Consider the following 18,294-nt stretch of genomic DNA (forward strand, 5'->3'; position numbering starts at 1 on the left):
GCCCCCAACTCTGAAGGCCCCTCGCAGCAGCGGCAAGAACAAACGCTCCATCCCCATTTTTTGAGCGCAATTATCAAGAAATCCCCCGCAATTTTTTCACACCTCATCATCCCCCCATTCCAAAGAATTCGCGGCCCTTCGCGCCCATTCGCGTTTGAAATCCCACTCCACACTTCCGCCTCTTTGCGCCATCCACGCCAGCCCTGCAAGACCCGCAAAGCCAACCCCTCTGAAATCATAAATCGTAAATCATAAATCATAAATTTTCCCGCCTCCCATTTTTGCGCCCCTCTTGCGCCTCTTTGCGGCAACCCAAGCCAGCCGTGCAAGACCAACGCTCCCTCGCCCTCATTCCAAAAAATTCGCGGCTCTTCGCGCCCATTCGCGTTTGAAAATCCCACTCCACACTTCCGCCTCTTTGCGCCATCCACGCCAGCCCTGCAAGACCCGCAAAGCCGAACCCTCTGAAATCATAAATCGTAAATCATAAATCATAAATTCCCCTCCCCAACCGTAAACCACGGTAAACTCCCCGCCCTCCCCCTCAGCCCCGCTTCATGAAAAACCTCCGCCACCTCGCCCTGGCACTTCTCCTCCCCCTCCCCTGCCTCGCCGCTGACGAAAAGCCCGCCAAGGCCCCCAAGGCCACCCCCATCAAATCCCCTCTCGAGCTCCACCGCTGGTCCGGCACCCTCAACGTCCCCGACCCCGTCGCTGTCACCGTCGATCCCCAGGGCCGCATCTACGTCTCCGCCACCACCCGCCGCAAAGTCGCCGACCTCGACATCCGCGAGCACACCCAGTGGATCCCCGACGACGTCGCCCTCACCAGCGTCGAAGAAAAAGAAGCCTTCCTCAAACGCGAGCTCGCCCCCGGCAAAACACGCCTCCCTCGCGGCGGCCTCGCCGACCACAACAAAGACGGCTCCATCGACTGGAAAGACCTTACCGTCCACTCCGAGCGCATCTACCAGCTCTGCGACACCGACCACGACGGCACCGCCGATAAAATCACCACCTTCGCCGAAGGCTTCAACAGCGTCGTCACCGGCATCGCTGCCGGCATCCTCTACCACGACGGCTGGGTTTACGTCACCGTCGCCCCCGACCTCGTCCGCCTTCGCGATACCAATGACGACGGCGTCGCCGATGAGCGCGAGATCGTCGCCCACGGCTTCGGCATGCACATCGCCTACGCCGGCCACGACATGCACGGCCCCCGCATCGGCCCCGACGGCCGCATCTACTGGAGCATCGGCGACAAAGGCGTCAACGTCACCAGCAAAGAGGGGAAACACTTCTACTACCCCCACGAAGGCTGCGTCATGCGCTGCGAGCCCGACGGCTCCCACTTCGAAGTCTTCGCCCACGGCCTCCGCAACATCCAGGAAATCGCCTTCGACGACTACGGCAACATGTTCGGCGTGGACAACGACGCCGACCTCCCCGGCGAGCGCGAGCGTTTCGTTTACATCACCGAGCTCAGCGACTCCGGCTGGCGCTGCAGCCACCAGTACCAGAAAGAGCACAGCCGCTGGATCCGCGACGGCATCTGGCAGCCCGCCCATCCCGGCCAGCCCCTCTTCATCACGCCCCCTCTCGCCAACTACTCCAACGGCCCCGCCGGCTTCATCCACGAGCCCGGCACCGCCCTCGGCACCTCCCTGCGCGGCCACTTCATCCTCGACCAGTTCCCCTCCGGTCAGATGACCGCCTTCCAGATCGTCCCCTCCGGCAGCACCTTCAAGATGCAGAACGAGCGCCTCATTCACTCCGGCCTCATGGGCATCGGCCTCGCCGTCGCCCCCACCGGAGAGCTCATCATCGCCGACTGGGACGGCGGCTACCCCCTCGATGAAAAAGGCGCCATCTGGTTCGCCGACGACCCCACCGGCAAAAACAGCACCGAGCGCCAGGAAACCCAAAAACTCCTCACTTCCGAAAACCTCGACCCCACCCACCTCTCACACCCCGACCAGCGCGTCCGACTCCAGGCCCAATTCACCCTCGTCAAAAAGGGTGATTATGCTGTGCTGCAAAAAACAGCCCTCGACAAAAAAGCCCCCCGCCTTGCCCGCATCCACGCCATCTGGGGCCTCGGCCAGGGCATGCGCTTCGGAAAAGTCGAAGCCGCAACTTTGTTGCCCCTGATTGCGGAATCCGACACAGAAATCGTCATTTCCGCCGTCAAAATGCTCAGCGATGTAAAGACCTCCGGAGCCCCTCTCGTCCCCCTCCTCACCCACTCCTCCCAGCGCGTCCGCTTCCACGCCGCCATCGCCCTCGGCAAGCTCGCAGAACCCACCGCCGTCAAAGCACTTCTCGGCATGGCAGCGCAGGAAAGCGCAGATCCCTACATGCGCCACGCCATCGTCACCGGCCTCGCCGGTTGCGCCGACGAAGCCACCCTCGCCAAACACACCAACGACAAGCAGTCCCTCTGCTGTCTCCTTGCACTTGCACGCAACCACTCGCCACTCGTTGCAGCATTCCTCACCCACAAAACCTATGCCGCCGAAGCCGAGCGCGCCATCCACGACGACACAGGCATCCCCTCCGCCCTCCCCAAGCTCACCACCCGCTCCACCCCTCGCGGCCTCAATGCCTGCCTCCGCCTCGGCATCGCCGAGCCCGTCATCCAGGCTGCACTTAAGAGCACCCCGCTGCAGGGAGAGGCACTGGATGTCCTCCTCACCTTCACCGCCCCCCCGCGCCTCGACCGCATCGACGGCATGGCGCACGAAGCTGCACCACGCGACACCAAAGCCTTCGCAGCCCTCGTTCAGCCGCACCTCGATGCACTTCTCGCCATCCAGGACGGCGGCCTCAAGGCCAAAGCCGTCGAGCTCCTCACCCAACTCCAGTTGCAAGTCCCAGCACCGGTACTCCAGCAGATCATCTCAGACACCACCGCACGCGCCACCCTGCGCTCAGAAGCACTCAAGCTCATGGCATCGCAGCACGCCGCCACCCCCGAGTTTGCCACCACCCTCGACCTCGCCCTCAAGGACACCTCCCCCGCCGAACTCCGCCGCGAGGCCCTCCGCCAGCTCTTCACCCACCAGCCCGACCGCGCCATCACCGAAGCCGCCGCCATCCTGGAAAAAGGCGACACCACCACGCAGCAGCTCGCATTAAACCTCCTTTCCACCTCCAAAGACGACACCCTCATCACCCGCTGGCTCGACCGCCTCGCCGAAGGCAAAGCCCCCGCCGCCATCCAGCTCGACATCCTCGAAGCCGCCTCCACCCGCGAATCCCTCAAGCCCAGGCTCGCCTCCCTGCAGCTCGGTGCATCTGAGCTCCTCGAAGGAGGAGATGCCGCGCGAGGCAAAGACATCGTCACCAACAACCTCGGTGCCAACTGCCTCGCCTGCCACACCGTCGAAGCCAAGGAAGGCAGCCAGGTCGGCCCCAATCTGAAGACTATCGGCAGCCAGAAAGACCGCCCCTACATCCTCGAATCCCTCCTCAACCCCGTCGCCAAAATCGCTCCCGGTTACGGCTTCGTCAGCCTCACCACCAAGGACGGCAAAACCATCGCCGCCGTTTTGGAGAAGGAAGACGCAAAACAAGTCATCCTCCGCCTCCCCGACGGCAAAAAACAAACCTTCCCCCGCGACCAGATCGCCTCCCTCCCCCCACCCATCTCCGTCATGCCCCCCATGCTCGGCATCCTCACCAAACCGCAAATCCGCGACGTCGTGGCGTATCTGGCTGGATTGAAAGGCAAATCAGGGAAGAAAAGCGCACCATCCTCCCACTGAAGCCAGGATCAGACAGTCCAGTCTTCAACGGCGAGACCTGCGACACGTTTGAACTCATCGGTGTTGTTCGTCACAACCGTCCATCCGTGCTGTAGTGCAATCGCAGCTATCTGAATATCGTGTGGCCCGATGACCTGCCGCTGCGCCTCCAGCTCCTTTCTGATCCGACCAGCTACGGAAGCCGCCTCGTCATCAAACGGTGCCGAGGCATGCCGTGCAAAAAGATTCTCCAGCTTGCTCAGTCTTGCAGCTTTGTCGTCATACCCTTCGGCACCATAATACAGCTCTTCTTTCACCACAGAGCACAACCAGACCTCATCAGGAGAGACGCTGCGAGCTTCTCCTGCAAGGGAAGGCACCGTCCCTTGAGCAGATAGATCCAGTGGTTGGTATCCAGAAGCCAGGGCATTACCATGCCTCCCGCTTTTCAAAAGGCAGCTCTGCGGGCTCATTCCATTCCGCACCTTCAAATGCGCCATAAAACTGGCTCCAGTAAGATTCAAAGTGATCCTGCCCGGGCAGGTTGGCAGTGCCATTTGCAGGCATCATTTGCCGCAATTGCGTGAGTAGAACCCGCGCCACGCCTTCGGGCGCTCGCGCCAGTTCCTCAATCAGCATGGTTCTCGCGGACATGCCCCTATTACTCTCTGAGAGCCTGACAAGGTCAAGGTGACACCCAGGCCCCTCTCACATCGCTCCCGGCGGCGTTTCCTGCTCTGCCACTGGGACGATGGCCACGCTGGGTGCACTAGAGCCTTTGCCCAGACGGCCGCTGTAGAGGTCGATGGCTCGCTTGGCGATGATGTCGATCACGGCAGGCTGGAGGGTGCGGGCCGCCACATTCGAGACAGCCATGCTGGCCCACATCATGGGAGAATTGATACGCAGCACCTGCCACCAGGGCAGCAGGCGCTTGTACCATTTGTTGGCGGTCTGCATTTTCTCGTGCGTGGCGATCTTATGCGTCATTTCCCACGTTTTCAGCGCCGTGCTGGCACTCACGTCCACGAGGCGGCCGATGGAGCGCGTTTGGAGAAAATCAGCCACATCCATGGCAGCCAGATGCACGGCGCGGGAAAACTGGCTCAAACCTGGGGCCAGCAGCGCCTCCTGCTTGCCGGGGTGGTAGATGGCCGCGATCTCGCGCACCAGCTTGGGCACCTCGTCCACCAACGGCGGCAGCCACTCGGGATTGAGGTTTTTCTGCCAGCGCAGGCGGTTTTTACAGGCTTCTACCGCTTCATGCGCCTTTTCGTCCGCCAGACCACACTCGGGATAGACGTAGCTGGCAAGCGCGTGCCGGGCGGCACGCAGGTCGGCGGCAAAGCGCAGCAGCTTCCAGATCACGATAGAAGCCGCGCCGACGAGGGCTCCGGCTAGAAAGGTCATGATGTGGCCCCAAGGCATGCGCCTACCGGAGAGCACTGCAGGCGGGGTGTCAAGATGACGAAAGTGGCGAGACAGCCCGCTTGCGGCGGCGGGATGACACGCCATAGATGCGCACCTACCAGACCATGTCCTCCATTTTCGAACTCTTCTCTCTCCAAGGCAAAACCGCTGTCATCATTGGCGGCACCGGCGAACTCTGCGGCGCCATCGCCGAAGGCTATGCTTCCGCAGGCGCGGAAGTCGTGCTCGTCGGCCGTGATCAATCCAAGGCGGACAAGCGTCTGGAAACGATCCAGGCTGCAGGTGGTCGCGCCTACTTCCTCTCCGCGGACGCCAGCCGCAAAGCCGACCTTCAAATCCTGCTCGATCAGGTGCAGGAGCGTTCCGGCGGCTGCCAGATCCTCATCAACGGTGCCGGGGTCAATTCTGCCACGCCGTTCCTCGACATTCCTGAAGAGGAGTATGACCGGATCATGAACATCAACACCAAGGGCGTCTTCCTGGCCTGCCAGGTGTTTGGCAAATACTTCGTGGAGAACAAAATCCCCGCCTCCATCATCAATCTCGGCTCCATGTCCGGCCTGCTGCCGCTGAGCCGCGTGTTCACCTACTCCATGTCCAAGGGCGCGGTGCACAACCTCAGCAAGAACCTCGCCCGTGAGTGGGCCCCGCTGGGCATCCGCGTAAACACCCTCGTCCCCGGTTTCTTCCCCGCCGAGCAGAACAAGAAGGTGTTGACCCCGGACCGCGTGGCCAAGATCATGGGCCACACCCCGATGAACCGCTTTGGAGAGGCCAAGGAACTTGTCGCCGCAGCCCTGCTGCTGGCAGGCGCTGGCAGTTCCTTCATCACCGGCCATGAAATGGTCGTGGATGGCGGCTATTCGTCGCAGACGATCTGAAGCTAAAACTGCAGCTCCATTTACTTCAATGCTTCAACGGAGGGTGTGCTTCGTCCGAATAAAAGACGACTGCGTCTCCCCCGCTGAAGTCGCGCAGAATCAGGTACTGCTTCGGCACTCCATCCACGATTTTTAAACTGAAGTCTTCTACAAGCACAGGAGCCAACCCTATTTTTGGGTCACCTATGGCGTCGCCGCTGATGTCCACACTTTCCAAGGTCAGTCCCTCGAAAGACTCCCCCTGACAAAGTTTGAGCCATCGCCTTGGATGCTGTCGGGGGCCGGTTAAAAGGATTTCCAGCTTTTGCTTGGGCTGAGTCTCTCTCTCTTCGATGGCAGGGCTTTTCCAAGATTTGATTCGTAAATCGTTATGCACAAAAACTTCATCCGGAGTCTGTAGCATGCTGCCGAGGTCGTTTTCGTTCGAAGTACAGCTCGCCAGTCCAAAGATCAGAACAGCCATGCATGCCTTAAAGAGGACGAGTGGAGATTTCATGTTGTCATGATCTGATCAATCTCTGCTGAGAGCAAGAGACCACCACATCAAAAGCAGGCTCGTTGGTCACAAGTGCGTCTTTCTTGAAAAAAGCACCAAAGCCTGCCCGTAATGCCAGTGGTAAGACCTCTAACCACATGGCTTTTTCATCCATCAAACCTCAGCGCAGCCTCGTGGAGGAGGTGTGTGCACGCATTGCCACGGAAGTTCGTGACGGAGGAGGGACTGGCGATGGCTGGCTGCCGCCGGAACGGGATCTGGCACTGAAGCTGGGCGTGAGCCGGCCGGTGGTGAGAGAGGCGACGAAGCGGCTGGAACTGCAGGGGCTGCTGGAGGTGAAGCATGGCGTAGGAACCAAGGTGGTGGACAAGCTGCACAAGCCGCTGAACGGATCGCTGGCGCTGCTGATTCCGGATGAGGCGGAGCGGCTGCGGCAGCTGGTGCAGGTGCGTTTCATGCTGGAGCCGGAGAATGCGCGTCTGGCGGCGGAAAACGCCACGGCTGCACAGATTCGCAAGCTGCGCGCGGCTTTGAAAGAGCTGGAAGGAACCACGGATTTCTCCACGGCGGTGGAGGCGGACATGGCGTTTCATCGAGAGCTGGCGGCGGCTTCGGGCAATCAGATTGCCACGCTGCTGCTGCATTCGCTCTCTGAGCTGATGCAGGCCAGTCTCACGCATGGCTACAGCCGCACCTCCACGGACAACGCGGTGCGTCAGCATGCAGCCGTGCTCAACGCCATCGAGAAACGAGATCCCTCCGCAGCGGCGAAAGCAATGCGCGAACACCTGATCACTGCTGAGGCTGATCTGGCCCTGCCGAAAAAATCCAAGAAAGCCGCCTGACATGAAGCCCCTTCCCTATCTCATTTTGTTGATCGCAGGCAGCAGCACGCAGGCGGTGGAATCAGACGGCGCAAAGCTGTTTCATGAGCAGGTCGCACCGGTTTTGGTGAAGAACTGTGTGGAATGCCACAATGATGTGACGACCAAAGGCGGGCTGAACATGAGCACGCTGGCGGATGTGCTCAAAGGTGGTGATGATGGTCCGGCACTGGTGCCGGGCAAGGCGGCGGAGTCGTCCCTCTACACGATGATCGTGCCGGAAACGGCGGGAGAGAAACCGGAGATGCCGAAGAAAAAACCCGCGCTGTCAGCGGCAGAAACGGACCTGATCAAACGCTGGATCGACATGGGCGCAGTGTGGCCCACGGAGATCGTGCTCAAGGAGAAGCCGAAGGGAGACGTGACGCACTGGTCGCTGCTGCCGCTGAAGCCTGCGGCACAAGGTTCCATTGATGGCTATATCAACGCCAAGCTGAAGGAGAAGAACCTCACCATGAATCCGGCGGCAGATGCGCGCACGTTCATCCGACGCGCGAGCTTTGATCTGATCGGACTCCCACCCACGCCCGAAGAAGCAGCGGCTTTTGAGAAGGAATTTGCGCAGGATCAAGCAGGTGCCACCAAAAGGCTAATTGATCGCCTACTGGCCTCTCCGCGCTATGGCGAGCGCTGGGCGCGGCACTGGCTGGATGTGGTGCGCTTTGCGGAAAGCCATGGCTTTGAAATGAACCGCGCGCGGCCCAATGCGTGGCCCTACCGGGATTACGTCATTCAGGCGTTTAATGCAGACAAGCCGTATGATCAGTTTGTGCGCGAACAGATTGCCGGAGATCAACTGGGTGCGGATGCTGCCACAGGATTCCTCGTGGCGGGCGCATGGGATCAGGTGAAGGGCGCGGACCCGGTGCTGAGAGCCAACCAGCGCGCGGATGAAATGCATGATCTGGTGAGCACCACGGGCAGCACCTTCCTCGGGATGACGATTGGCTGTGCACGCTGCCATGACCATAAGTTTGATCCCATTCTGCAAACAGACTACTACCGCGTGCGCGCCATCTTTGAGGGCGTGCAGCATGCGGAGCGGGAGCTGAAACCGACAGATGCGGAGCAGCGCCTCAAACAAGCGGAAGGACTGAAGACGGAGATCGCGGCGCTGGATGAGGCGCTGGCGCGTTTCCAGCCACGTGCGCAACTGACACGGCGGGTGCTGTTGGATGATGATCTGCCACCGCCCACAAAGCCGGACGCCATCGGCTGTGTGCAGATTGAGCAGCCGACGAATGGCAAGCCGATCGACTACTCGCCGGGCACCGAGTTTGGCCAGGCCAATGATCCCGGTGACTCCACGCGGCTGCCGAATCTGGGCGAAAGCTACCGCTACTGGAAGGCGGAGAAGGATGCAGCGGCAAAGGACTTCTTTTCATGGAATCCGCGTGTCACCGGCAAGCAGCGCGTGTGGATCTCCTGGGCGGCGTGGACGACGCATGCGAAGGATGCGCGCTACATCCTGGATCTGGATGGAGATGCGAACACGCAGGAGGACCAGAAAGAAATCGCCAGCGTGGATCAAAGCAAGTTCGCCGATGGCAGCGGAGCGATCCCCGGGCAGAAGCGCTGGAGCGGCTTCAAGTATGCGGGGACGCATGCGCTGACGAAGGACTCCATCCTCATCTTGCGCAGCGGCAAGCTCGGTGGTCCTACCGTGGCCGATGCGGTGCTGTTTGAGGAAGCGGATGGCAATCAGCCTGCTTCACAGCCCCATCTGCGAGCGCCGGTGACGCATCTGGCCAATCATGAAAGTTTTGATGCGGTGAAGGCGAAGTTTGTGCGATTCACCATTCGTGCGACGGCAGGTGCACAGCCCTGCATTGATGAACTGGAAGTCTTCTCCGCCAGCCCGAAGCCGCGCAATGTGGCGCTGGCACGCAACGGAGCGAAGGTGACGGCCTCGGATGTGTTCAGCGATGGCGCGAATCCCATCCATCAGATCGCGCATGCGAATGACGGGCTGTATGGCAATGCGAAGAGCTGGATCTCCAAGAACGCAGGCAAGGGCTGGCTGCAGATCGAGTTTCCACGCGAAGAAAGGATCAACAGCGTGGTGTGGAGCCGGGATCGCGGGGACAGCAAGAAGGGCAAGGTGTATCAGGACCGGCTGCCCACGGAGTATGTGATCGAGACTTCCTTGAATGGCCAAACATGGCAGGCTGTGGCATCTTCGGCAGACAGGCTGGGCGCGGAGTATCGGGACCGCATTCGTGACATCCCCACGCTGAGCGGTGTCTCGGCAGAAGATGCGGCCACGGTGAAGAAGCACAGTGAGCAGCGGGCCGTTTTGCAGCGCAGGCTGAAAGAGCTGACAAATTTCCCCATGGCTTATCTCGGCAAGTTTGAGCAGCCAGGACCGACCTACCGCCTGCAACGTGGCGACCCGATGACACCGCAGGAAGAGGTGACACCGGGTGCGCTGACACAGTTCGGCACCAAGCTGGATCTGGCCAAGGACACACCGGAAGCCGAACGGCGCGTGGCTTTGGCGAAATGGCTGAGCGATCCGCAGAATCCGCTGACCGCACGCGTGATGGTGAACCGAATCTGGCATTATCATTTCGGTGCAGGCATTGTCGATACTCCGAGTGATCTGGGCTACAATGGTGGAAAGCCATCGCACCCGGAGCTGCTCGACTGGCTGGCGGCACAGTTCATACAACATGGCTGGAGCCTGAAGGAGATGCACCGGCTGATCATGAACTCGGCGGCTTACCGGCAGTCGAGTGCCGCGAACGACGCGGGGCTGAAGGCGGATTCCTCCGCGCGGCTGCTGTGGCGCTTTCCCACGCGGCGCATCGAGGCGGAGCCGCTGCGTGATACCATTCTCATGGTGAGCGGCGTGCTGGATCTGACGATGGGCGGGCCGGGCTTTGATCTCTTCGTGCCGAATGACAACTACGTGAAGGTGTACCAGTCGAAGCAGGAGTTTGGCCCCGACACTTTCCGGCGCATGGTGTACCAGAGCAAGCCACGCGTGCAGCTGGACGACACCTTTGGCGCATTTGATGTGCCGGATGCGGGGCAGATAGCACCACGACGCACTTCGAGCACCACACCGCTGCAGGCACTGAATTTCCTGAACAGCAGCTTTGCCATGCAGCAGAGCGAACTGCTGGCGGCGCGGCTGGAAAAGGAGGCGGGCAAAGAGGCGGATGCGCAGGTGAAGCGCGCCTTTGCGCTGGCTTACCAACGCGAGCCACAGGCGGAGGAACTGACAGCCGCAGTGGAGCTGATCTCTGCGCATGGGCTGGCGATGTTCTGTCGTGCGCTGCTGAACACGAGCGAGTTCATGACCCTGTATTGATTCCCTGCTATGAAAAACCATCTTCTCTCACGCCGGAATTTCCTCGGGCAAAGTGTCAGCGGTCTAAGCGGCATCGCACTAACCTCTCTGCTGGCACAGAAGGGCCTGCTGGCCAATGATCCGATCCGCCCGCGCATTGATCCGGCACACCCGTATGCGCCGCGTCCGCCGCACTTTGAACCGCGTGCGAAAAATGTGCTGGTCATTTTCTGCTCAGGAGCGCTGAGTCATGTGGACACGTTTGATTACAAGCCGGAGCTGGTGAAGCGCCACGGCATGCCGCTGCCAGGGGCGGCGGATTTGATCACCTTTCAAGGCGCACAGGGAAATCTGGTGAAGCCGATCTGGGATTTCAAGCCACGCGGACAGAGCGGCAAGATGATCAGCGACCTGGTGCCGAACATCGCAGAGTTTGCGGATGACATGTGCTTCATCCACTCGATGACGGCCAAATCGAACACGCACGGCCCGGCGGAGAATCAGATGAGCACGGGCTACATTCTGGATGGATTCCCCGGCATCGGCTCCTGGGTGACGTATGCGCTGGGCTCGGAGTGCGATGACATGCCAGCCTTTGTGGCGATTCCTGATCCGCGCGGTGTGCCGCAGATCGGGCCGAGGCATTGGAACTCGGGATTCCTGCCTGCGGCGTTTCAGGGCACCGCCTTTAATGCGAGCAAACCGATCCCGAATCTGATCCGCCCCACGAGCGTGAGCGAGGCGGCCGACCGTGACACGCGGGCGTTTGTGAATCTGCTGAACAAGCGGCAGGCGCAGGAGCATCCGGCAGATAGTGACCTGGCGGCACGCATCTCCTCCTATGAACTCGCGGCACGCATGCAGATCGCTGCGTCTGAGGTGGGAAATCTGACAGGCGAGAGCAAGGCCACGCTGGACCTCTACGGCGTGAACGACAGCAACGAGACGAAGGCCGGGTTTGCCAAAAACTGCCTGCTGGCGCGTCGGCTGATCGAGCGCGGGGTGCGATTTGTGCAGCTCTTCAACGGCTCCTACGCCATGGGCGAAGGAGTGGGCAACTGGGACGGGCACAAGACGATTGAGAAGCAGTACTCGATGCACGGCCCCATCCTGGATCAGCCGGTGGCCGGGCTGCTGAAGGACCTGAAAGCGCGCGGGCTGCTGCAGGATACGCTGGTGGCCTTTGTGACGGAATTTGGGCGCATGCCCACCTTTCAGAAGGGGGCGAACGGGCGTGACCACAACCCGAAGGGCTTTACCGTCTGGCTGGCCGGGGCCGGGGTGAAAAAGGGTTTCAGCTACGGGGCGACGGACGAATTTGGCTACAAGGCGGCCGAAAACGTGAGCACCATCTATGACCTGCATGCCACGATTTTGCACCTGCTGGGCATTGATCACGAGCGCCTGAGCTACTACAACAATGGCATCGAACGGAGGCTGACGGATGTGCATGGGCACGTGATCAAGCAGGTGCTGGCCTGAGCCCAGCCGGTGAAAGCCGGGAAAAAACCGTTTGCTTTCCCGGTGAGAGTCTCCATTTTGACCGTCCCCAAAACCTGATTTCTTTACCCGAACCCGCACCATGGCAGTTGTCATCCGTCTCCGTCAAGAAGGCCAAAAAGGCCGTCCCGTCTTCCGTATCGTTGCGGCTGACCAGCGCTTCCCCAAGGAAGGCCGTTTCCTCGAAGTGCTTGGCTCCTATGACCCCCAGAAGGGCCCGAAGGCAGCCACTGTGAAGCTGGACCGCGTAAACGCCTGGATCTCCCAGGGCGCCAAGCCCTCTGACACAGTCAAGAGCCTGATCAAGCACGCCGCCGCAGCCTCGGCTTAAACTGCCATGGACGCGCCGGAAGCCCTCCGCGAGTTCCTTTCCTACGTGGTGGCGAATTTGATCGACCACCCTCAGCAGGCGACGATTGCCATCGGCACCAATACCAACGGTGCCGTTACTTATCGTGTGCAACTAGCACCTGAAGATGTGCGTCATGTCATTGGCAAAAACGGCATGACCATCAGCGCCCTGCGCTCCCTGCTGAACACCGCTGCCGCCAAGCACGGTATCAAAATCTCCCTGAAAGTCGGCTCCGCACGCGAAGAAGATGCGGAAGCCGCCGGGGATGGAGAAACGCCTCAAACTGAGGCGTAATTTTTTCAAGCCAGCCGACTGCCCGCCCACCAACCGCAGGCGGCGGCGGTGATGCCAAGCAGAATGCTGCCAATGGCATTGAATAGTGCCAGCCAGGAATGCTGGTTGAGCAGCAGCAGCCAGGAGTCATTGGCCAGTGTGGAAAAGGTGGTGTAGCCGCCCAGCACGCCCGTGGCGGCAAAGAGCCAGGGACCGCTGCCTTTGTCCTTCATGGCAGGGAGCGCAAAGAGGAAACCGAGGATGAAGCTGCCGCAGAGGTTGGCGGTGAGCACGCCCCAGGGAAAGGCCGCCTTGGGCAGCAGACGGGCCATGCCGATCACGGTGTAATAGCGAAGCACCGAGCCGAAGCCCCCGCCAAGGAAGATCAACACAACGTTTTTCATGCCTGATCAAGGTGGCGATGCAGCCCGGGTGTCAACCTTTCCGGCGGAGAATCTGCGGGCCTTTAGACAGACACCTCTTCCTCGCGGCGCGAGCCGCCGATCGTCTGCGGGGCGATGCGAGCACGCCAGACATACCGCTGGAAGAGCACCTTGACCGAAGCCGTGAGGGGCACCGCCAGGATGGCACCGAGGAGACCGCCTAGCAGAAGGCCCCAAACGAGCACGGAGGCGATGACCGTCATGGGATGCAGCCCCACGGCCTCTCCTACGATGCGCGGGGTGATGAAGAGGGCATCAATCTGCTGCACGAGGGCGAAGACCCCTGTGACGACCAGCGGCATGACCCACCAAGGGTCCGCAGGGACCAGGGCGCTGCCACCCTGCACGGAGGCAATGACGACAGCCGGGATCCAGCAGACGGCAATGCCCACGTAGGGAATGATGCCCGCCACGCAGAGGGCCAGCCCGATCAGCAGCCCGAAGTCCAGTCCTACAATCATCAGGCCGATGCCTGTGGCAATGCCATTGATGACGCTGACAAAGAGCTGGCCGCGGAAGAAGGCCACGAGGTAGCTGTTGATCTCATTGAGGCAGCTGACCACCTCGTCTTTGAAGGCGGATGCGCGCAGCGGCAGGTAATCTGACCATTGTTTCTGGATCTTGGAGCTCTCGATAAGGAAGTAGTAGAGATACAGCGGCACGATGATGAAGGAGAGAACGAAGCCGAACACGCCGAGGAACCCGCCCACGCTGGTGCGCACAAAGCCCCAGATGATGCCGGGAACCTTGGGCAGATTTGTCTTAACCCAGTCGCCACGCAGCAGGGCTTGGAAATCAAAATCACCTTCGGCCGCAGCGCTGTTCGCAGTCGTGGTCGGCTGAGAAGTAGCAGCTGCCAGAGGAGCCGTGGTTGCAGGAGCAGGCGCAGTATTTGCTGAGGACGCTTCAGGAGTGGCCTTGTCCAACGCAGGCTCAGCTTCAGGCAGGAGTTTGATGCTGTATTCTTTTTCGATCTTCGCCGCAAAATTCACCACCGCATGCTGGGCCTTGGAGTAGTAAACCGGCACACGCTCTGCGAGGTGGCGAGTGGGGTCTCCCAGCTTCACCACGATCCACCAGCCCAAGCCGCCAATAGCCAGCGTGAAGACCGCAAACGCCAGCAGCACGGATCTATGCCGGCTCAGGCCTTTGCGCTCCAGCCACTCAACGCCCGGCTCAAGCAGGTAGGCCAGCACGCCTGCCACGGCAAAGGGCACGAGAATAGGCTGCAAAAAAGCGAGGACCTGCGTGACCTTGTCGATCAGTGTGACAGCCAACCAGCCAATGACAGCGATCGAGAGCGCGGTGATGGCAGTCCATAACACCTGACGCTGAAATGCAGTGGGAAGATTTTTCATGGAGCGAACGGCGCGCAGACTAACGTGCGGCCAAAGTTTGGATACTCCAAAAATGGATGCAATTTGGACTGTCCGCACCGTATCATGGCCCATCATGTCACGCCCCCAACCCAAGCCCGTTGATCCCGCTGAAGTGCCCCAGCTAGCGCAAGCCACCATGCGTGCGGCCAAGTTTCCCATGCTGGCCACAGTGGATGGAGACCAGCCGCGTGTGCGCCCGGTGTCTCCGGTGCGCACGGATGGCTTCACGGTGTATGTGGCCAACCTGCGCCGCTATGGCAAAACGCAGGAACTGGCTGCCAATGCGAAGGCGGAACTGTGCTACAAAGATGAGCAGGACAACCAGGTGCGCATCACGGCCACAGCAGAGGTGGTGACCGAGCGACCGCTGCTGGAGGAAATCTGGAACTCGAATCCGCTGCTGCGTGCGTATCTGGGCAGCATCGACAATCCGGAACTCATTATTTACCGATTTGTGCCAAATCGGGCACGCTACATGCGAGAGTGGGCTTTGGAGTACTTTGAGGTGCCGCTCGCGGCGCACCCATGAGGCTGTGAGCCCGAAGGCCGGGCAAACATGCGGACTGAGGGACGAGAAGTGCGGTCAATTGTGAATAAAGTTCGTCTTTGTGAATAAGTTCTTGCCAGTTTCTCCACGCTCTGACACTCTTTGTTAATTACCGTGATTCATATCAAAAATCACACTTCGGGATCGGTATGCTTGGCACTACCCCGCGCCAAAGAAAAGCTGTCCCCGCCGTTTTCAACGCAGGCAACCCCAACAACCACTAAACCATCATGGACCGTGACGACCATTCAGCATCGGTAATTTCCTCCACCACCGTCTCCAACCGCATCTCCGATCCTGGTCCTGCCTCTACGAACTCCTCTCCCCCGCCCTCTCAATCCGCCGCAGCCTCCACTGCCTCATCCCGCCGCCGCCGAGCGAACACCGCCACCCCGACAGCCACCAAGACCTTCGTGCTGGACACGAACGTGCTGCTGCATGACCCGGCCTGCATTCACCGCTTTGCAGAGCATCATATTTGCATCCCGGTGGATGTGCTGAGCGAGCTGGACGGCTTTAAAAACGAGATGACGGAGCGGGGATCGAACGCACGCGAGGTGCATCGGGCGCTGATGAAGATCTTTGCGAACAAAGGAGACTCTGTAACGAAGGGCGTGCCGACGGAAGGCGGCGGCAGCATCCGCGTGGCGGTGTATGATCCTGAGGAAGCACGCAGACATGCCTGCGTGAAGAGTTTTGAGCGTATTTTCCATGATCTGGACAAGGCCGACCACCGCATCCTGGCCTGCACGCTGTGGCTGAGGGAGCAGGTCTCTCCGCCGGTGATCCTGGTGAGCAAGGACCTGAACATGCAGCTCAAGGCACGCGCCGTGGGCATCGAGTGCGAGGACTACCTGCATGACAAGGTGGAGCCGCGCGAAGTAGCCAACTTTGACATCGCCCGAGTGGAGGTGACGCCGCATGAGTTGCAGCGATTTGCCAGCAGTGGCAAGCTGACCGTAGCCGACAGCCGCCTGCCAAACATGGTGGTGAATGACTACGCGCTGCTGAGCGCCGGAGACAAGGCCACCATGCCTGCGAAGCTGAGCGCGAGCGGGGAGTTTGTGCGGCTGCACCACACGCCGGAATCCCTCAAGGTGGGCCAAGGCCGTGCGATCAAGCCGATGAACCTGGGGCAGGCCTGCTTTCTGGATGCGCTGCTGGATCCAGACATCAGCTTGGTGACATGCTACGGCCAGGCAGGCACGGGCAAGACGCTGCTGGCAGTGGCAGCAGCGCTGCAGCAGGTTTTCAACCGCACCTATCACGGACTGACGGTGAGCCGCCCGATTGTGGCCATGGGGCAGACGGTGGGCTTCCTGCCCGGCTCCTTGCAGGAAAAGATGAGGCCCTGGCTGCAGCCGGTGTATGACGCGCTGGATCTGCTGATGCGCCCGATGGAGGGAACGCAGCAGGGCCCGGCGAGGAAAAAGAACCGCTTCATGCCCGACCCACAGCAGCAGATGAGCGCGCCAGCGGCACCCTATGACCCTCTCATCCAACAGGGGGTGATCGAGGTGGAAGCGCTGTGCTACATCCGCGGACGCAGCATCCCGGATCGTTTCTTTGTGCTGGACGAGGCGCAGCAGCTGACGCCGCTGGAGGCCAAGACCATCGTGACCCGCATGTCCCGTGGCTCCAAGCTGGTGCTGGTGGGCGACCCCGCACAGATCGACAATCCGTATGTGGACAGCCGGAGCAACGGTCTCGTTTACACCCGCCAGCGCATGCGTGGCCAGCCCTTTGCAGCGCACGTGCCGCTGGTGAAAGGCGAGCGCAGCGCCCTGGCAGAGGCGGCGGCAAAGCTGCTGTAAATTCGGCAGACAAGCTCATGAGCCGGGCCGCGAACCGGTCCGGCCCGGCACCGGCCGCCTGCCTATCCATTTTTCAAAGGCGGATTGGCATGCGCTGCCGGGCCTAGGTGTCGTAAGAATGCTTTCCGCAGGAGGCACCGTTCGTGAGGAACGGTTTGAGTGACGTTTTCCTCGGAAAAGGGCCCTGAAAAAAATTCTGCGAGAAAAATTGAAACGGAAAGGACCTCTTTCCGTTTAACAGGCCACGAGCAGAACTGGAACACCAGACTGCCGCGTTTTCACAAATCATAACCAAGCCAAATCGTTCCAATGAAAGTTATCACCTCTCTCCTCGCCATCCTGGCCCTCTCCGCAGTCACCTCCTTCGCCGCAGATGGCGATGCCCCCAAGAAGCCGGAAGGTGACAAGGGCAAGCCCAAGATGACTCCAGAGCAGATGTTCACCAAGAAGGACGCCGACAAGGACGGCAAGCTCAGCAAGGAAGAATTCCTGAAGGGCGCCAAAGACGCCGCCAAGGCCGAAGCAGCCTTCACCGCGAAGGACAAGGACAAAGACGGCTCTCTTTCCAAGGAGGAATTCACCGCCGCTCCCAAGAAGAAGAAAGCAGCCTGATCCTCTCTAAGCTGATCTGATCCGAAACGCCGCACCTGCTCCGCGCTGGTGCGGCGTTTTTGCACCTGGGCTGGATGCTCAACAGGTGCGTTTGTCGATATAAAAATTCAGAGGTAATTTATCGAAACGAATCGAGCCCCTTTTCGTTTAACACGCCACGCGCCGGACTGGGACATCCAGATTTCCGCGCTTTCATATCGTAACCAAGCACCATTGATCCCATGAAAGCTATCACATCCATCCTCGCCATCCTGGCACTCTCCGCAGTCACCTCCTTCGCCGCTGATGGCGATGCCCCCAAGAAGCCGGAAGGCGACAAGGGCAAGCCCAAGATGAACCCGGAAGAACTGCTGAAGAAGTTGGACACCGACAAGGACGGCAAAGTCTCCAAAGCCGAGTGGCTGGCATCTCCGCAGGCCAAGAAGGACGAAGCCAAGGCCACCGAGCGCTTTGGCAAGTTTGACAAAAACAGCGACGGCTTCCTGACTGTGGAGGAACTGACCCCAAAGAAGAAGAAAGACGCCTGATGCGTCTGAAGCGCTGATTTTTCAGCCAAACCCAGCCGCCCCCGCGCAATGTGGGTGCGGCTTTTTTTTGCATCTGTGCTTGCCAGAATGCGGAAGAAGCCCCCTGCCCGCCAA

16 protein-coding genes are annotated in these 18,294 nt (G+C 60.3%); 11 read left to right on the forward strand and 5 right to left on the reverse strand.

The features are described 5' to 3' along the window. Nucleotides 1-557 precede the first annotated feature (557 nt). Nucleotides 558-3,767: a PVC-type heme-binding CxxCH protein gene (locus HNQ65_RS13820; RefSeq protein ID WP_184340135.1), complete on the forward strand. Its 3,210-nt coding sequence runs from the start codon at nucleotides 558-560 to the stop codon at nucleotides 3,765-3,767. Between the two features lie 8 nt (nucleotides 3,768-3,775). Here HNQ65_RS13820 and HNQ65_RS13825 read toward each other — a convergent pair whose 3' ends face one another. Then, the gene (locus tag HNQ65_RS13825) at nucleotides 3,776-4,303 is read right to left on the reverse strand and encodes a type II toxin-antitoxin system VapC family toxin (RefSeq protein WP_184340136.1); all 528 of its coding nucleotides are present in this window, start codon (nucleotides 4,301-4,303) and stop codon (nucleotides 3,776-3,778) included. 151 nt (nucleotides 4,304-4,454) lie between these two features. After that, nucleotides 4,455-5,156: a hypothetical protein gene (locus tag HNQ65_RS13830; protein ID WP_184340137.1), complete on the reverse strand. Its 702-nt coding sequence runs from the start codon at nucleotides 5,154-5,156 to the stop codon at nucleotides 4,455-4,457. Between the two features lie 125 nt (nucleotides 5,157-5,281). Here HNQ65_RS13830 and HNQ65_RS13835 point away from each other — a divergent pair, with 125 nt between their 5' ends. After that, nucleotides 5,282-6,058, forward strand: a complete 777-nt coding sequence (locus HNQ65_RS13835) for an SDR family oxidoreductase (protein WP_184340138.1) — start codon at nucleotides 5,282-5,284, stop codon at nucleotides 6,056-6,058. Between the two features lie 25 nt (nucleotides 6,059-6,083). Here HNQ65_RS13835 and HNQ65_RS13840 read toward each other — a convergent pair whose 3' ends face one another. After that, nucleotides 6,084-6,554 (reverse strand): hypothetical protein, encoded by a 471-nt coding sequence (locus HNQ65_RS13840; protein WP_184340139.1) that lies wholly within the window; start codon nucleotides 6,552-6,554, stop codon nucleotides 6,084-6,086. Nucleotides 6,555-6,691: 137 nt separating this feature from the next. Here HNQ65_RS13840 and HNQ65_RS13845 point away from each other — a divergent pair, with 137 nt between their 5' ends. The 5 genes from HNQ65_RS13845 (at nucleotide 6,692) to HNQ65_RS13865 (ending at nucleotide 12,879) form a co-directional block, all read left to right on the forward strand. Then, on the forward strand, nucleotides 6,692-7,399 hold the full coding sequence (locus HNQ65_RS13845; protein WP_184340140.1) for a FadR/GntR family transcriptional regulator: 708 nt from the start codon (nucleotides 6,692-6,694) through the stop codon (nucleotides 7,397-7,399). Nucleotide 7,400: 1 nt separating this feature from the next. After that, the gene (locus HNQ65_RS13850; RefSeq protein ID WP_184340141.1) at nucleotides 7,401-10,754 is read left to right on the forward strand and encodes a DUF1553 domain-containing protein; all 3,354 of its coding nucleotides are present in this window, start codon (nucleotides 7,401-7,403) and stop codon (nucleotides 10,752-10,754) included. A 9-nt stretch (nucleotides 10,755-10,763) separates the two neighbouring features. Then, nucleotides 10,764-12,215, forward strand: a complete 1,452-nt coding sequence (locus tag HNQ65_RS13855; RefSeq protein ID WP_184340142.1) for a DUF1501 domain-containing protein — start codon at nucleotides 10,764-10,766, stop codon at nucleotides 12,213-12,215. A 100-nt stretch (nucleotides 12,216-12,315) separates the two neighbouring features. Beyond that, entirely contained in the window at nucleotides 12,316-12,564 is a 249-nt protein-coding gene (rpsP, locus tag HNQ65_RS13860; protein WP_184340143.1) for a 30S ribosomal protein S16, read from the forward strand. Between the two features lie 6 nt (nucleotides 12,565-12,570). Then, nucleotides 12,571-12,879 (forward strand): KH domain-containing protein, encoded by a 309-nt coding sequence (locus tag HNQ65_RS13865; RefSeq protein ID WP_184340144.1) that lies wholly within the window; start codon nucleotides 12,571-12,573, stop codon nucleotides 12,877-12,879. Between the two features lie 5 nt (nucleotides 12,880-12,884). Here HNQ65_RS13865 and crcB read toward each other — a convergent pair whose 3' ends face one another. Beyond that, complete coding sequence (gene crcB / locus HNQ65_RS13870; protein ID WP_184340145.1) at nucleotides 12,885-13,262, reverse strand: fluoride efflux transporter CrcB; 378 nt, start codon at nucleotides 13,260-13,262, stop codon at nucleotides 12,885-12,887. Nucleotides 13,263-13,324: 62 nt separating this feature from the next. Continuing rightward, nucleotides 13,325-14,659 (reverse strand): AI-2E family transporter, encoded by a 1,335-nt coding sequence (locus HNQ65_RS13875; protein WP_184340146.1) that lies wholly within the window; start codon nucleotides 14,657-14,659, stop codon nucleotides 13,325-13,327. A 94-nt stretch (nucleotides 14,660-14,753) separates the two neighbouring features. On the opposite strand from HNQ65_RS13875, the gene HNQ65_RS13880 reads away from it, so the two are divergent. The 4 genes from HNQ65_RS13880 to HNQ65_RS13895 all read left to right on the forward strand — a co-directional run bounded on the left by HNQ65_RS13880 (nucleotide 14,754) and on the right by HNQ65_RS13895 (nucleotide 18,180). Then, on the forward strand, nucleotides 14,754-15,209 hold the full coding sequence (locus tag HNQ65_RS13880; RefSeq protein WP_184340147.1) for a pyridoxamine 5'-phosphate oxidase family protein: 456 nt from the start codon (nucleotides 14,754-14,756) through the stop codon (nucleotides 15,207-15,209). Between the two features lie 248 nt (nucleotides 15,210-15,457). Then, the gene (locus tag HNQ65_RS13885; protein WP_184340148.1) at nucleotides 15,458-17,041 is read left to right on the forward strand and encodes a PhoH family protein; all 1,584 of its coding nucleotides are present in this window, start codon (nucleotides 15,458-15,460) and stop codon (nucleotides 17,039-17,041) included. Nucleotides 17,042-17,350: 309 nt separating this feature from the next. Beyond that, nucleotides 17,351-17,653, forward strand: coding sequence for an EF-hand domain-containing protein (locus tag HNQ65_RS13890; protein ID WP_184340277.1), 303 nt, complete (start codon nucleotides 17,351-17,353; stop codon nucleotides 17,651-17,653). Nucleotides 17,654-17,874: 221 nt separating this feature from the next. Next, complete coding sequence (locus tag HNQ65_RS13895; protein ID WP_184340278.1) at nucleotides 17,875-18,180, forward strand: EF-hand domain-containing protein; 306 nt, start codon at nucleotides 17,875-17,877, stop codon at nucleotides 18,178-18,180. Nucleotides 18,181-18,294 lie beyond the last annotated feature (114 nt).

It is taken from the genome of Prosthecobacter vanneervenii (assembly GCF_014203095.1).
GTDB classification, from domain to species: Bacteria; Verrucomicrobiota; Verrucomicrobiia; order Verrucomicrobiales; family Verrucomicrobiaceae; genus Prosthecobacter; species Prosthecobacter vanneervenii.